General features: G+C 33.5%; 10 protein-coding genes, 1 tRNA gene, 4 pseudogenes and 1 other annotated feature. Of the genes and pseudogenes, 4 read left to right on the forward strand and 11 right to left on the reverse strand.

Annotated features, from left to right (window positions below; genetic code table 11):
• The first annotated feature begins 179 nt into the window (after positions 1-179).
• Positions 180-232: a sequence feature (sodium ion sensor (DUF1646 type); this cis-regulatory element may regulate processes involved in with the transportation of sodium ions), on the forward strand.
• Positions 233-301: 69 nt separating this feature from the next.
• A complete protein-coding gene (locus TTHE_RS13385) occupies positions 302-1354 on the forward strand; it encodes a DUF1646 family protein (protein ID WP_013299108.1) in 1053 nt (350 codons plus the stop codon).
• 101 nt (positions 1355-1455) lie between these two features.
• Here TTHE_RS13385 and TTHE_RS13390 read toward each other — a convergent pair whose 3' ends face one another.
• The 6 genes and pseudogenes from TTHE_RS13390 to TTHE_RS13410 all read right to left on the reverse strand — a co-directional run bounded on the left by TTHE_RS13390 (position 1456) and on the right by TTHE_RS13410 (position 7705).
• Positions 1456-2127, reverse strand: a complete 672-nt coding sequence (locus TTHE_RS13390) for a hypothetical protein (protein ID WP_041587625.1) — start codon at positions 2125-2127, stop codon at positions 1456-1458.
• 226 nt (positions 2128-2353) lie between these two features.
• Positions 2354-3157, reverse strand: a complete 804-nt coding sequence (locus tag TTHE_RS13395; protein WP_013299110.1) for an Rpn family recombination-promoting nuclease/putative transposase — start codon at positions 3155-3157, stop codon at positions 2354-2356.
• An 80-nt stretch (positions 3158-3237) separates the two neighbouring features.
• Positions 3238-3655: pseudogene (locus TTHE_RS13400) on the reverse strand (UPF0236 family transposase-like protein); the annotation flags it as partial.
• A 141-nt stretch (positions 3656-3796) separates the two neighbouring features.
• Complete coding sequence (locus TTHE_RS15175) at positions 3797-4216, reverse strand: glycosyltransferase family 2 protein (RefSeq protein WP_231292680.1); 420 nt, start codon at positions 4214-4216, stop codon at positions 3797-3799.
• Positions 4188-5135: a glycosyltransferase family 2 protein gene (locus TTHE_RS13405; protein WP_231292681.1), complete on the reverse strand. Its 948-nt coding sequence runs from the start codon at positions 5133-5135 to the stop codon at positions 4188-4190. Before TTHE_RS13405 ends, TTHE_RS15175 begins: the two co-directional genes overlap by 29 nt.
• A 568-nt stretch (positions 5136-5703) precedes the next feature.
• A pseudogene (locus tag TTHE_RS13410) lies at positions 5704-7705 on the reverse strand (GGDEF domain-containing response regulator).
• 295 nt (positions 7706-8000) lie between these two features.
• Between TTHE_RS13410 and TTHE_RS13415 the strand changes: the two are divergent.
• Positions 8001-8405 (forward strand): annotated as a pseudogene (locus TTHE_RS13415) (IS30 family transposase); the annotation flags it as partial.
• 151 nt (positions 8406-8556) lie between these two features.
• Here the strand turns inward: TTHE_RS13415 and TTHE_RS14750 are convergent.
• From TTHE_RS14750 to TTHE_RS13435, 4 genes and pseudogenes are all read right to left on the reverse strand, one after another.
• Positions 8557-9116, reverse strand: a pseudogene (locus TTHE_RS14750) (ATP-binding protein).
• 410 nt (positions 9117-9526) lie between these two features.
• Positions 9527-9602: transfer RNA gene (locus TTHE_RS13425), tRNA-Thr, on the reverse strand.
• Between the two features lie 92 nt (positions 9603-9694).
• Positions 9695-10981, reverse strand: a complete 1287-nt coding sequence (locus tag TTHE_RS13430; protein ID WP_013299112.1) for an adenylosuccinate synthase — start codon at positions 10979-10981, stop codon at positions 9695-9697.
• A gap of 16 nt (positions 10982-10997) precedes the next feature.
• Positions 10998-12380 (reverse strand): NAD(P)/FAD-dependent oxidoreductase, encoded by a 1383-nt coding sequence (locus TTHE_RS13435; protein ID WP_013299113.1) that lies wholly within the window; start codon positions 12378-12380, stop codon positions 10998-11000.
• A gap of 327 nt (positions 12381-12707) precedes the next feature.
• Here TTHE_RS13435 and TTHE_RS13440 point away from each other — a divergent pair, with 327 nt between their 5' ends.
• Positions 12708-13475 (forward strand): threonine/serine exporter family protein, encoded by a 768-nt coding sequence (locus tag TTHE_RS13440; protein WP_013299114.1) that lies wholly within the window; start codon positions 12708-12710, stop codon positions 13473-13475.
• Entirely contained in the window at positions 13472-13888 is a 417-nt protein-coding gene (locus TTHE_RS13445) for a threonine/serine exporter family protein (RefSeq protein WP_013299115.1), read from the forward strand. Before TTHE_RS13440 ends, TTHE_RS13445 begins: the two co-directional genes overlap by 4 nt.
• On the opposite strand, the gene TTHE_RS13450 is transcribed toward TTHE_RS13445, so the two are convergent.
• Positions 13875-15119, reverse strand: coding sequence for a methyl-accepting chemotaxis protein (locus TTHE_RS13450; RefSeq protein WP_013299116.1), 1245 nt, complete (start codon positions 15117-15119; stop codon positions 13875-13877). The two genes, TTHE_RS13445 and TTHE_RS13450, sit on opposite strands and share 14 nt — an antisense overlap.
• Between the last annotated feature and the right edge of the window lies 1 nt (position 15120).

Below are 15120 nucleotides of genomic sequence, written 5' to 3' on the forward strand. Positions count from 1 at the left end.
CTTTAAGATGTTTTACCTTATATATTCTACAAAACCATCAAAAATCCTCCAAAAATTCCATTAAAATTTATTATTTTGCTGCAAAAACAAACATATAAAGAAAAGGCGAAATCATAACTGATATTGATTTAAAACAATTTTTGTGATACAATTCAGTTTAGTTTAATAATTGTTTTTTCGGTTGAGCAAGATTTTCTTGCTTCAAGATTTTTGGCTTCCAGGGTGGGAAGCTCATCGTCATGATGAGTTTTCTGCCTTTTTATTTTTTATTACATGGACAAAATAAAGAAAGGTGATTTACATGATTAACGCTATTTTGTTTGCAATACTATTAATAATACTGACAGTACCTTTTTTTGTAAAGGCAATAGAAGATAATATTGAGTATTTTCTATTTGCTATGGGCATCATCGCAGTTACCGTATCAGGTGCAATGTCACTTGATCTTTTATCACATATATTAAAAAACCATCTTTTGTACATTATAACGGCTGCCGTCTTTATCAGCGGACTTTTATTTGAAATTTTTAAAATCAAAATCAAAGAATTCGTAAAATCAATTTTAAATCATATATCGCTTAAAATTTTTGTTTTTATGTTAATAGTCGTATTAGGACTTACATCAAGTATTATAACTGCGATTGTTGCTTCATTAGTTTTAGTTGAAATAGTTCACATCTTGCCAATACATCACAAAGACAAAGTCGTCATCACTGTAATCGCATGCCTTTCGATTGGCTTAGGGGCAGCATTGACACCTGTAGGAGAGCCTTTATCCACATTGGTAATCTCTGCTTTAAAAAAAGATTTCTTCTACCTTCTAAGAACGATTGGCATTTACATCGTACCTGCAATTTTTGTAATGGGTATTTTAGGCGCCTTTTACGTAAATAGATTTGCAGATAATGCGAAACCAAAGCAAGAGGAAGAATATTTTAAAGAAGAAGAAATGGAAATTAGGCAAATAGAAAATATTAAGTTTATCGTCATCCGCTCTATAAAAATCTTCATATTCTTATTAGCTTTAGAGCTTTTAAGCGCAGGATTTAAGCCTCTTGTTGATAATTATATAATGCATATGAATGTTCGTCTTTTATACTGGGTAAATATGATTTCAGCAGTTTTGGATAATGCAACATTAGCTGCAGCCGAAATAAGCCCAGCAATGGATCCAGAGCATATCCGTGCAATTCTCATGGGACTTTTAATAAGCGGTGGCATGTTGATCCCCGGAAATATACCTAATATAATATCAGCAGGCAAGTTAGAAATAAAAAGCCGCGAATGGGCAAAAATAGGAATTCCTCTTTCCATGATAACTTTAATAGTATGTTATTTTATAGTTTTTATATAATCGAGAATACAAGCACATATGGATGCACATTAACTAATAAAATATTAAGGTATGCAAATTTATGGGCATACCTTAATATTACCGAATTTATCATATTATCATTAAGCATCTTTTTCACCAATGTTTATAACATTTAACTCTTTTAATTGAGGAAATTCAAATATATCCAGCGGTATTTCTTGTAAAAGTTTTATACTTCCCTCGAAATCATCACGAAGATTTAGGTGATGCTCAGCTAAAATGCTTTCAAGGGACATATTTTCCCACTCAGCCCATCTTACAAACCTTGAGCGCTCTCTGATATACTGATTTTTAACTTCTTCGTCATCGACATTATTTATTACCTCATCGCAAATAAAAAAATTGCAGACATAATTGCGATAAACTGGCGGCAAAGTACACCCATATCCACTTTTAACAAACGGACAAGCTCTAAAAAATATTGTCTTATCTCTAATATCATCTTCTTCTGGTGCATTTTTCAAATACTCTTCATACCCATCTTTGTCAAAATACCCTTTCGCATGTATATAGTAATTATATACAACTGTTCCAGGATTATCGATTATCCTCTTTAATACTTGCAAGCCTTCGGCCGATTTAACCATCCTGTGTATATCTATCAGTTCAAACTTTGGAAAATATGAACAGCAGCCCCGCATATTTATGCTGCAGTAGCTTACACCCATTTTGCTAATACAATGATAACATGATGTACATATATAACGGGCATAACCTAAAGACTCATACCGTTCCAAATAGACTTTATCCATTGCCTCACCTTTCGCTTTTGAATTATTATAATCTATTATAAAAAATAGAGGGTGAGGACTTACACTCACTCTCAAATAAAAAGCCTTCTTTTTTTATTTTAATTAATTGCTTTACTTTTCAGATTTATTATCTTTTTTAACTGTACTAATCCCAAAATTAAGATTTTTTTAGTTCGCATACATTTCGCATACATAAAAGTGTATTTATTTCAAAAATCAATTTATCCTAATTCATCAATTTTTTTATCTCCTCTTTTGACAACTCTGTAATTTCTGCTATTCTATCAATATCCATACCTTCTTTTAATAATTTTTTGGCAATTTTTATGCTTTTTTCTTTTTCACCTTTTTCTATTATCATTTTATACGTTTCAGATTCTTCAATTCTAAACATTCTTATCACCTCCATAAAAGCTTTTTCGATAACTTCTCTTTTATAAACTATACCTGATAATATTTCAGCCTTAAATGCTATGTCCTTCTTTTTGTTTATGTCCAAAGGAATATTTTTTATAGCTTCAACACATCTTTCTAGGTATTTTTCCCCTTCTTCTTTCCTTCTATTTTGGTCCATCAATGGTAGAAGTGAATATAAATCATAATAATCTGTCTTTAAAACATCAGTAAATTTAATGTCACCAACGTTTATTATCCTGTATCTATAGTTTAGTGTGTTTTGTTCTCCAAAGTCGTAACTTAAGCTATTTGCCATCTTTACATTGTCTTTCCCTATATATACGACTACTTGATATGGTATTAGATTGTGCTTTTCCATTATCTCAAGGGAATATCTTAGCATCCTGTATGGCATTTTTCCGTCATTTTCTGATTGAAATTCTATGTGCACAGCGACATTTCCTTTATCTGTAGTACATTTGAATATCATATCACTGTCCCTGCGTTCTACTCTTGCAAATTCTATATTAAGTTCATCGATCTTTGTGTATTGTAGTCCTAAAAAATAACTCATTATGTCATCAGCCATATCCGAAAAAATATTTTTTATCGTTATATCGTATTTTTGGCTCATATTCTTCCTTCCATTTCTCTTCATCTCACCTTTATTATATCATATGGCTATTAAAAATACAGATTATTTTCATTGCATATTTGAAGATGTATATGGTCTTCATCAGCTTCTATGTATAAAGTTTCTATTTCTTTTTTAGTCTTTGGCTTTTCATATGTTTGAAGGTTGTCTATTTTTCTTAATGTGTTCATTACTGTATGCCGGCTTACATTGCAGTTAGCTCCATTTCTTTTAAGTTCCTGAGTGGTTTTTTGATATGAGAGTATTGTAGAAAGATCTGTTATATCAGCTTTAAGCTCAGCATCTATTCTTTCATATTTTTGGATGCCAGCAGCTTTATCTACGAGATATGCCTTCTCTCCTGTTTCTTTATTTTTATAGTACCGTCTTTTGTATGTGATATCTCCAAATGCAGTTGTTATTGTCCTTTCACAATCTTTTTGAACTACCACCCAGTTTTCCATCAAGTAATCCAATAATTTTTTCTACGACAAGCAGGAATTTTTGAAGTACATGTTAAATTTTTTTCCTGCTTTTTCACCTAAGAAAATTTTACACTAAGCTTTCTGCTAAGCTTTTGGAAATGTATATACTTTTTAATAATTATATATTCTTCGTTTAATCTGCAAAATACACAATTCACTTCCATGTTTTGCGAAGATTCAAAATTTCCTGCATATATCCCCATACAGCAATAGGTGAATGAATAACTTGATAAAATAAAATATAAAAAATATATCCAAGCCGATTTCTTCGGATTTTTAACCCTAAAGAATCAAATACATTTTTTTGAAAAATATACATCACTATTGTTACAAAAATATTTAAAGGAAGCACTAAAAGAGTATACGGTCCTACAATGTAATATTTACCCCAAAAAGCTATTATAAGTCCAGGTATCCAAACAAAAGTATATGTCATATCTATAAAGGGAATCAATATATCCAGACTAATTAAAAATCTTGCAAGAAATCTTTCTTGCTGCAAAGGGCCTGCCTTTTTAAAGCCTTCAAACATGCCACGTGCCCATCTAGACCTTTGTCTTATAAAATGCTTCATTTCTAGTTGGAACTTCTGTAAAAGCAACTGCAAAAGGCTCAAAATACACTTTATAGCCACTTTTGAAAAATTTCCATGTCAATACAATATCTTCGCCTATTACATCTTCCCAACCACCTATCTTTTTTACAATATCCGTTTTATAAAGGCTAAAAGCACCTTGTGCAACTAATGTACCTTGATATAAACCTTGCATTCTTTTTAAAGAAGCAATTCCCATAAAATAATCCCATTCCTGCATTTTAGATAAAATATTATTTCTGCTATTCCTTACTAAAACATGTCCAGCAACTGCACACACATCAGGCGGAGCACTTAAAATTCTTGAAACTATATTATTAATTGCATTTCTGTGTAATAATGTATCAGCATCAAGCGTTATAAAATATTCTGTATCAATCGTTTTTAGTCCAGTATTTAATGCGTTATTTTTTCCCGGCTTTGATTCAAATAAGAATTTGCACTGTATTCCATAATGTTTTGCGGCATTTTTTGCTGCTTCAATGGTTCCATCTGAAGAATTATTGTCAACAATCACAACTTGTATTTTACCATTATATTCTTGAGTCGAAATATATTTTAATGTATCAGCAATTTTGTCAGCTTCATTTCTTGCTGCTATCAAAACTGTAATTGGTATATCAGGATTTGTATTTCTATAGAACGGTTGTTTATCCAAAAGAAGACTTACTGTATCAAATGCAACAAGATAGCCTGGCGCATAAGCTATAAAAGTAATTATAAATAATGCAAGTGGAAATCCAACAGCTTTACTAAGTTCGTGTAGCCAAGGTTGAGATAATTTTATTGAAAGGATTACCCATAAAATTGCTGAAAATTGTGATATATAAAATTTATATATTACAGGTATGTATTTTTTGTTTTTTCTATATTTACCTGGTTTTACCTCTGACTGCAACTATGACATCTCACTTCCTGCTATATATTGCAAATTGTTGAATTAGATTTACCATATTCGTATATATTTCATATTCAGCAGCAATTTCATTAAGTATTTTTTCTTTCCGCAATACCTCTAATACTATTTTTGTTTTTATTCTGATGTAAAATTTCTATTCTCAACTATGATTCCAACTTATTTTTGCTTTTTTGTCTATCTATTTCTCAGGTATCATTACCCTTTCAATAATAAAACAAATTTTTTTGTATCTTCGCCTGATAATATACGGATATGGCTTAACATTATGTTCGTTAATCCACTATTCTTAGATTCAAATTTATATCGTTTCTTTGATTACTGTTTTTATAACTCTTACATTTCTTTTGTTTCTGCCGTATCTTGTTTTGAATTGATATTTCTTTTATTAAGCCTTCTTTTGCAAAATTAATTAGCTCCTCTTCATCTTTGCCGTTATCAGGAAATGCACTTATGCCAAAATACCACTTACCTGGCAGTTTATCTTTAATTTTTTTTATTACAAACTCTGCACCTATCCTCCCTCTATGTCTAATATTTCAACACACTTTCACACGCTTTTTACGCAATTTCTTCCATTATTTTTTGCTTCATAAAGCATATTATCTACTCTTAAAAGAACCGTGTCAATTGTATCATTATCCTTATATTCAGTGACTCCAAAGCTTGCTGTTACGCTTTCTATGCCTTCTAATTCCATTGTACTTATTTGCCTTCTAAGTTCTTCAGCAAGGTTAACTGCATTATTCAAGGAAGTTTCGGGCAGGAGGATTATAAATTCCTCTCCTCCCCACCGAGCAAAGTAATCTGTCTTCCGTATTCTTCCTTTTACCGTCTCAGCAACTTTTTTAAGTACCATATCACCTGCTGCATGTCCAAAATGATCATTAACATTTTTGAAATGATCTAAGTCAAACATAATGAGGGAAAATGGCTTTTTATTTCTCTTTGTCCTCTCTGCTTCCTGTTCCAATATCTCCATGAAAAAACGCCTGTTATAGATATTTGTAAGAGGATCAGTAACTGATTGACTGTAAAGCAATTCCTCAAATTTTTTACGTTCACTTATATCACGAATTATTCCTATAGCATGCCACGAATCATTAACTTTAACAACAGAAAGTGAAACTTCTACATCAATTTCATGGCCATGTTTATGTCTTGTTTTCATTTCAACTGTTTTGCCTACTATGCTTCCTTTACCGTTTAATCGAAATCTTTCAAATGCTTCTCTGTATGCTTTATATAATTGTTCGTCTTGAATCATAAATGCATGTAACTCTTTTCCTATTATTTCATCTCTTGAGTAGCCAAGTATCCTTTCTGCCGCAGGATTCCAGAAAGTTACCTTTCCGTTATCATCAATCATGATTATTGCATCTCCCGCATATACAGTTATAGTATTTAAAATTTCATTCTTTTCTTTTAGATCATTTTCTATCTTTCTGCGCTCTGTCAAATCTACAGCAAGTGCTACATATACTTTTTCATCACCAAATTCTATAAGTTCTAAGTGAATTTCTGCTGGATATAAAGAGCCATCTTTTCTGCGGTTCATTGTGTCAAAAATGATTAATTTTCGTTCTCCATTTGAAAGAGGCTCAAGAAATTCTTTAAAAGCTTGTAATGTAAACTCTGGACTTAGATCAACAGGAGTCATTTCTTTGAATTCTTCTTCAGTATATCCTAAATTCTCTCTTGCTCCATGGTTTACTGCGATGAATTTTAAGGTATCTGGATAAAATATATAAATTTCATTAAGTGAGTCTTCAAAAAGTTTTTTATAAAATTCAAGATCTTTCTTGGCTTTCCATTCTTTAGTAATGTCAAAAACAATTACGTGCATCAACGTTTTTCCTTGATAATCTAAAAGAGTTGAATATGTTTCTACCAATCTTTCTTTCCCATTAACTAATTTTTGAAGGCAAATGCAAGGATTGCAATCATTTTTTAATACTTCAGAACACTTATGACAACCATCAATTGTAAAAATGCCAGCAACAGATTCTATGTTCATCTGTAATATGGTTTCTTTAGAACATCCATAAAAATTGCAAGCAGCTTTATTAGCATCAACAATATGCCCTGATTCTGGTTCAATTAGCAGCATTGCTACATCATGATTTTCAAACATGCTATAAAATAATTTTTCTCTATTTTTTATCTGTATTTTTGCCTCATATAGATTAAAAGCCATTTCTATTTGAGAAATGAGCACACATTCATCTACACCTTTTAGGATATAGCCGTAAGCCGAAACTGATTTTATTTTTTCCATTATTTCCTTACTGGCATTAGCAGTCAAAAATAAAATTGGAATGTCTTTATGCTGCCCAATTATTTTTGCTGCGTCTATGCCATCAATTGTTCCACTAAGTTCTATGTCCATAAGAATTAAATCTGGACTTTTGGAACTATGTATTGCTTTTTCAATGGTCTTTTCCCCTGATAATACTATTTCTGTTTTATATCCGTATTTATTTTAAAATATCTGCAGTTATTTGTGCATTGAGTTTACTGTCCTCTACTATTAGAACCTCCTTAGTATTCATCAGCTAATACCCCCAACAAAAGATTCTTGCAAATTTAACTTTGTTTATTGTTTTAAAAAGAATTTGCAATATTCGATTAAAGATTATTCAAGAATTTTTTCACGAAATATTATTATACTCTTTTTGCTTGAAAATACAATAAAATTTGCCATTTTGAAAATGATTTACACTAAAATTTTAACATTAAAATTTGGGTTAGTTGTATAATTAAATGTAACAGGCAAAAATTTAATTGAGAAAAATTGAAACTATAGTTTCAAACCATGTATGATATTAAGTGAAAATCAAATCAACATACAGGAGGTTTGATGTGATAGATGAAAAAGACAGCTTATCAATCAAGAAGGTATTTGATAAACTCAAAACGCAATATAAGGAGAATTTTTAAAAGATATTTAAGAGTATAACGGCAGACAATGGCGCGGAATTTGCCGAATTGAGTGAAATATTAAAGGAATGTGAAAGCAAGGCATATTTTAGTCACCCATATTCTGCATTTGAGAGAGGGACAAACGAGCGTCATAATGGGTTAATAAGGAGGTTTATACCTAAAGGAAAAACGATAGCTGACTTATCAGAGTGGGCTATAAGACGAGTGCAAAATTGGTGCAATCAACTTCCAATGAGGATCTTAAGATACAAGACACCTGAAGAATGTTTTTTAGATGAGGTTAGCAAAGTTATCAATTATGCACAATGATTACGATGAAATAGTTCAACCATGGCAAATGCAAAATTGCCGCTGTTTCCCCTATATGGGAAACAGATATATCATACATGGTTAGAAAATTATGGTTTTATCAATTATTTAAAAAGTGTTGCATTTCATATTGCAATTTACAATTGCATTTTTAAGCAACTTCTGCTATTGAAAAAGTGATCCATGTGCTAATGAATTTCTGAGCCATTGCTAATGGACTTTTTCTATGGTTGATAGTGGGCTTTTGAAAATGATATTTACTTTTATTTACATATGTTAATAAAATCAGCATTTGCAAAGTAACCATCTGAGTAGTATTCTCAAATATTTCTGTCCATCTCGAAAATTCAAGGTTTGTAGATACAATTATACTTCCTTTTTCACTACGATCCGAAATTATTATGAATAATAAATCAGCTTGGTTTCTATTAAAACATAGATATAAAAGTTCATGTAGAATCAATAGGTCTACTTTTTCTAACTGTTTTTCAAGTTTTAGAAGCTTTTTATACTCTTGTGCTTCTGTAAGTTCTGTGACAAGATTGGCAACAGTATAGAACTTTACGTTATACCCTCTTTACAATCCTTTAGCCCTAAGCCTATTGAAATATGAGTTTTGCCTGTGCCAGTGTTTCCTATCATAATGACATTCTGACGTTTGGATATAAATTCACATGTGGCAAATTTTTCTCCCTTCTCCCTCCTTCCCATTTTAGTGTAAAATTTTCTTAGGTGAAAAAAAGCAGGAAAATAGCAGTAAAATGTAGAAATAAGACCTCACCATCCTCCCAAAAGGATGAGTTAGAAAACAAATAGGACAGTGAGGTCTTATGATGATAATTCAACATACAGTTCGAAAATTCCTGCTTGTTGTAGAAAAAAATATTGAATCACTTGATGAAAAATATACCTATTTGGAATTTGAAGAAGAACTAAAAAAATTCTAAATCGCTTTTTTTATCCTTTTTTGCTGCGAAAGTACGGATATAATTCTTGCATATTTATAAAAAATCGAAATAAAACAAGGTATCCACCATTTAACGGATACCCCTTCATTTTCACATTAGCACTTTTACACTTTTTATTTTTCAAGCACTTTTTTATTTTGAAATCCTAAAATATGGAGCTGGCGAAAGGAATCGAACCTTCAACCTGCTGATTACAAGTCAGCTGCTCTGCCGATTGAGCTACGCCAGCATCTTTTTTATTGCCCTGACAGTTATATATTATAACGGGTAAGTTTCACTCTGTCAACACCTTTTTAAGAAATTTTTAAAGGAGGCTGATGGCTAAGCCATCAGTTCCTCTCTGATTATGGTCTTTTCTCTTCCTGGACCTACAGATATTATAGAAGCATTTATTCCTGTCAGTTCTTCTATCCTTTCTACATATTTTTTAGCATTTTGCGGTAGATCTTCAAATTTCTTAATATTAGTTATGTCTTCAGTCCAGCCATCCAATTCCTCATAGACAGGCTCACACATAGCAAGGTCTTTTAAACTAGCCGGAAAATTGTTTATTATTTTCCCATTATATCTATATCCTGTACATATTTTAATCTTTTTAAGTCCTGTCAGTGTATCAAGTTTAGTCAGGGCAAATGTTCTTATGCCGGATACTCTTACAGCATAATTGACTATGACAATGTCAAGCCAGCCGCATCTTCTGGGTCTGCCTGTCGTTGTACCGTACTCATGACCCTTCTCCCTTAAAAAATCTCCTTCTTCATCAAAAAGCTCTGTCGGAAATGGCCCCTTTCCGACTCTTGTTGTATACGCTTTAACAACTCCTACCACATCATTAATCATTGTAGGGCCTATGCCTGCACCGACAGTTACACCGCCTGATATAGGATGCGATGCAGTAACATACGGATATGTCCCCAAATCTATATCAAGTAGAGTACCCTGAGCGCCTTCAAATAATACCTTTTTGCCTTTTTTTATTAAATCATATAAAAGCGAAGTTGTATCAACAATGTAAGGTTTTAAAATTTCTGCGTAATTCATGTATTCTTCATATATATTCTCAAAATCCATTTCTTTTGAATCATATATTTTGGTAAATATCTTATTCTTACTTTGTACGTTATTCATCAGTTTTTCTTTAAAAGATTGGGGGTCTACAAGGTCACATGTTCTTATGCCAATTCTCTCAGATTTATCCATATAGCATGGGCCTATTCCCCTCTTTGTTGTGCCAATATCGTTCTCGCCTTTAGACAACTCTTCTAATTCGTCAAGTTTAATATGATACGGAAGCACTATATGTGCCCTATCGCTTATCTTTAAATTTTCTACGCTAATTCCTTGGCTTTTCAATGTATTTATCTCATCAATCAGTGAACCTGGATCTAACACAACGCCGTTTCCAATGATGCAGATTTTATCAGGATATAAAATCCCAGATGGTATAAGATGCAGCTTATATTGGGTCCCATTCTTTTCAACAGTATGTCCAGCATTATTTCCGCCTTGATACCTTACAACAACGTCTGCCTTTTCAGCAAGGTAATCTGTTATTTTTCCTTTTCCTTCATCGCCCCATTGTGAGCCTACTATAACAAGTGTTGACATTATTTTGCTCCTTTCTTTACTTTACTCTATTTAAAATTTCCCTTGCAACAACGACACCTGATACAGATGCTTGTGCTAGTCCCCTTGTAATGCCTGCACCATCGCCAGCTGCAAAGAGATTTTCGATTTGCGTTTCAAACTTATTTGTAAGCTTTACTCTAGATGAATAAAACTTGACTTCTACCCCATACAAAAGGGTGTGCTTGGAATAAATGCCAGGTGATACTTTATCAAGAGCCTTTAGCATTTCGATGATAGATTGAAGAAATCTATAAGGCAGTACAAGACTTAAATCGCCAGGTGTAGCATCTTTTAAAGTAGGCTCTACAAGGCCTCTTTTAAGCCTTTCTGGAGTTGACCTTCTACCTGACAAAAGATCCCCAAGCCTCTGTACAATGACGCCGTCCCCCAGCATATTTGCCAGTGATGCGATGTATTTTCCATACGCAATTGGCTCTTTAAATGGCTCTGTAAATTCTTTGCTTACAAGAATTGCAAAATTTGTGTTATCTGTCTTTATATCTTTGTAACTGTGTCCGTTGACAGTCTTAAGACCTTCGTTATTTTCAACGACAACTTTTCCATAAGGATTCATGCAAAAAGTCCTGACTCTGTCATCAAATGACTTTGAATAGTAAATGAATTTCGACTCATAAACAACATCTGTTATGTCTTCCATGACGACAGCAGGAATCTCTACTCTGACACCAACATCGACCGCATTATTTTTCGTCTCAAGAGACAACCTCTCTGATTCTCTTTTAAACCAGTCTGCACCTTCCCTTCCCGGCACCACTACTACAAATTTAGCCAAGTACTTCTCGCCATCCTCCGTCACAACACCGCAGGCTTTGCCGTTTTCCGTTAGTATCTCCTTAACCATCTTTTTAGTCTTTATCTCTATTTTATCTATTAAAAAATCTTCTATATTTTTTATTATGTCGTAACACTTTTCCGTGCCTAAATGCTTTATAATTGCAGGAATAAGCTTTAAATCTGCTGCTGCAGCTCTTCTTTCTATATCTCTTATTTTTTCTTTATCAGTTCCGTGTACTTCTCTAGTTCCGCCAAATTTCACATAAACACTGTCTACGTAATTTATCAGCTCATCCAATTGTGACTTTGGAATATATTCATCCAAAACACCACCATAGTCAGATGTCAAAGTAAGTTTTCCATCGCTAAAAGCACCTGCTCCACCTATTCCGCAAGTGATGGAACACGGTTTGCAGTTTGCACACTTTGATCCATACTGACTTATGGGACATATTCTTCCTCTAATATCCCTTCCTTTTTCTAAAAGCAATATATTTAATCCACTATTTTCTTTCACCAATTCCAGGGATGCAAATAGTCCTGCCGGACCACCACCAACTATAATTACATCGTATAATTTCATATGAAACACTCCTTCTAGATAAGATAACAACATCCCCTTAAGTATATTATCAGATATTCTCAATTTAATCAACTAAAATTACGAATAATAATCAATATTTTTTACATAAAGTTCGTTTTTTCGCCCGTATTCTGGATTTTTTGAGACCAATTTTTAATTTTTTAATGCCAACTTTTATTTCGTTAATAAGATAAAGTCAATAAAATCATACCTTATATAATACTATTGCCTTTTTAAAACCCTATTTCTTTAATGCCGTTTTTTTATGCTCAAAAATAATATATAATAATCTTGTAAATTTTATAAATGTGAAAGGATTGTAGCCAATTGAATCACGAAGATCTTTTAAAGTTTGTTGTTTTAGCCGGTCAGACGATATTGGAAAATGGCGGGGAAACATACAGAAGTGAAGACACCATAACAAGGATGTTGGAAAACAAAGTGGAAAGAGTCGAGACATTCGTAACACCTACAGGCATATTTGCATCTATTGAAAATGATGGGAAGATTCAGACTACAATAACAAGAGTAAAACAAAGAGAAAGTGATTTAAACAAAGTTGCCCTTGTCAACGACTTATCAAGAAGATTTAGCAAGGAAAATTTAGATACACTGGATCTTGATAAATACGTAAAGGAATTGAGGAAAATAAGGTTAAAAGGTAAATACAATTATGTGCTGAGAATATTTTTTGCAGGTGTTGCAGCTGCATCGTCGGGTATGCTGCTAGGAAGTACGCTTAAAGACTTCTTGCCTACATTTGTGACTGCTACACTGTTGCAAATATTTGTAACATATTTTGAAAAATTGCGTCTTTCTACATTTATAATCAACATCATCGGCGGAGCATTTGCAGCACTACTTGGAATAATCTTTTCGCATTTCTCTGTCGGTACATTAAATGGCATCATAATAGGATCCATCGTAACACTTCTTCCCGGTGTCGCCATAACAAATGCCGTAAGAGATGCCATATGGGGTGATCTAGTATCAGCTGTCTCAAGAGGTGTTGAAGCGGTAATATCCGCCATAAGCATTGCCGCCGGCGTCGGATTTATTCTGAATATATGGCTTGTAATAGGAGGTAATCTATGATACTGCAGATTTTATACGGGTTTCTTGCAACAGCCGGTTTTGCATTTCTCTTTAATGTACCGTTTAATGCCATAGTAGTATCGGGACTATCTGGCGCAATCGGATGGGCCGGATACCTTTTGGCCATGAAAATATATCCATCTATTGTTGCAGCTTCCTTTATAGCATCGCTATTCATCGGAATAATGGGGGAAATCTTCGCTCAGAAAAAGAAATACCCTACAACTATATTCGTCATACCCGGCATTATCCCGCTAGTACCGGGAGCATATTCCTACAAGACGGTTCTTGCGATTATTCAAGGCAATAATAAACAGGCCTTTGATTTAGGCCTGCAAACCATCGGCATTGCTTTAGCAATAGCTGCCGGATTGATGTTTGTAATCTCTTTTTCCCGTATTAAGAAACGGTAATTTTTGATAGTTCTTTGTCAAGCTCTCTAACAGAGCCCAATAAATTTTCTAGATTGTCTTTAACATCTTGAATGAACTTTGCCTGTTCTTCAGTTGACGCAGATACCTCTTCCGTTGAAGCTGCAGTCTCTTCTGAAACTGCCGATATATTCTCAATGGAAGATATGATCTCATTTTTGTACTCTGTAAGTCCAACGACCGCATCATTCAATACCCGCGTGCTATTAATTATCGTATCTATAGACGATTTTATTTCATTAAATGCCTGTGACGTCGTCTCAACCTGATTGGACTGCTCGTCAGCTATTTGCTTCACTGTATTGGCTCTTTCCACAGTTGCATCCGTCTTCTGCTTAATATTGCTGATTATCTTTGCAATCTCTGACGCAGCCTCCCTTGACTGTTCTGCAAGGTTCCTTACTTCTTCTGCAACAACTGCAAACCCTTTTCCTGCTTCACCTGCTCTTGCAGCTTCAATCGCAGCATTTAAAGCCAAAAGGTTTGTCTGATCTGATATTCCTGTAATAACTTCTATAATCTTTTCTATCTGCCTTGAATTTGACTGCAATTCATTGATTTCCGTCACAACGCTGTCAATTGAATTTTTGGTCTCGGCTGTCTTGTCTTTAAGGGATTTTATTGTCTCTATGCCGTTTTGGCTTATCCTATTAGCGTTATTTGTTGATTCTTCTACAGCTTTGAAGTAGTTTGCGGATTCGTCAATATTCTGCCCCATTTTCTGAGCCATCTCCGCCGCATTTGAAGCATCTTTTGCTTGCTCTGAGGAACCTTGAGCTATCTCTTCAACCGCTTTTGATATCTGGCTAAATGTGATATTGGCCTGCTCTATAGAACTGGAAAAATTGTTTACCGTATACTCTGTGTTCTTTGCAAAATCTTTCACATTTTTTATTATATTTTTTACTCTGTCAACCATTACGTTGTAGCTTTCTATTAGGGAGCCAAGTTCATCATTGCGGCCTTTTTTGACATTAGCATTGAAGTTGCCGTCGGAAAGCTTTTTAAGCCCTTCTTTAAGCCTCGATATTGGCTTCGTTATGCTTAACGCTATGTATATTGAGAATAATACTGATAATAGAAATGAAGCCAATGCAACAATAATAAATATACCCTTATGCGCATCATCTACTATATAATGATATGTTCCAGCGAGTGGGACAAGCGCTACAACCAAAAATGATAAAATAAGCCTCCAAAATACGCTTTTCATC

Source organism: Thermoanaerobacterium thermosaccharolyticum DSM 571, assembly GCF_000145615.1.
Taxonomy (GTDB): Bacteria; Bacillota; Thermoanaerobacteria; order Thermoanaerobacterales; family Thermoanaerobacteraceae; genus Thermoanaerobacterium; species Thermoanaerobacterium thermosaccharolyticum.

Excerpts from the sequence above, each read along its gene's own strand:
- TTHE_RS13385 (WP_013299108.1), top strand. The coding sequence starts at position 302 with ATGATTAACGCTATTTTGTTTGCAATACTATTAATAATACTGACAGTA.
- TTHE_RS13390 (WP_041587625.1), bottom strand. The coding sequence starts at position 2,127 with ATGGATAAAGTCTATTTGGAACGGTATGAGTCTTTAGGTTATGCCCGT.
- TTHE_RS13395 (WP_013299110.1), bottom strand. The coding sequence starts at position 3,157 with ATGAGCCAAAAATACGATATAACGATAAAAAATATTTTTTCGGATATG.
- TTHE_RS15175 (WP_231292680.1), bottom strand. The coding sequence starts at position 4,216 with ATGAAGCATTTTATAAGACAAAGGTCTAGATGGGCACGTGGCATGTTT.
- TTHE_RS13430 (WP_013299112.1), bottom strand. The coding sequence starts at position 10,981 with ATGTCAACACTTGTTATAGTAGGCTCACAATGGGGCGATGAAGGAAAA.
- TTHE_RS13435 (WP_013299113.1), bottom strand. The coding sequence starts at position 12,380 with ATGAAATTATACGATGTAATTATAGTTGGTGGTGGTCCGGCAGGACTA.
- TTHE_RS13445 (WP_013299115.1), top strand. The coding sequence starts at position 13,472 with ATGATACTGCAGATTTTATACGGGTTTCTTGCAACAGCCGGTTTTGCA.
- TTHE_RS13450 (WP_013299116.1), bottom strand. The coding sequence starts at position 15,119 with ATGAAAAGCGTATTTTGGAGGCTTATTTTATCATTTTTGGTTGTAGCG.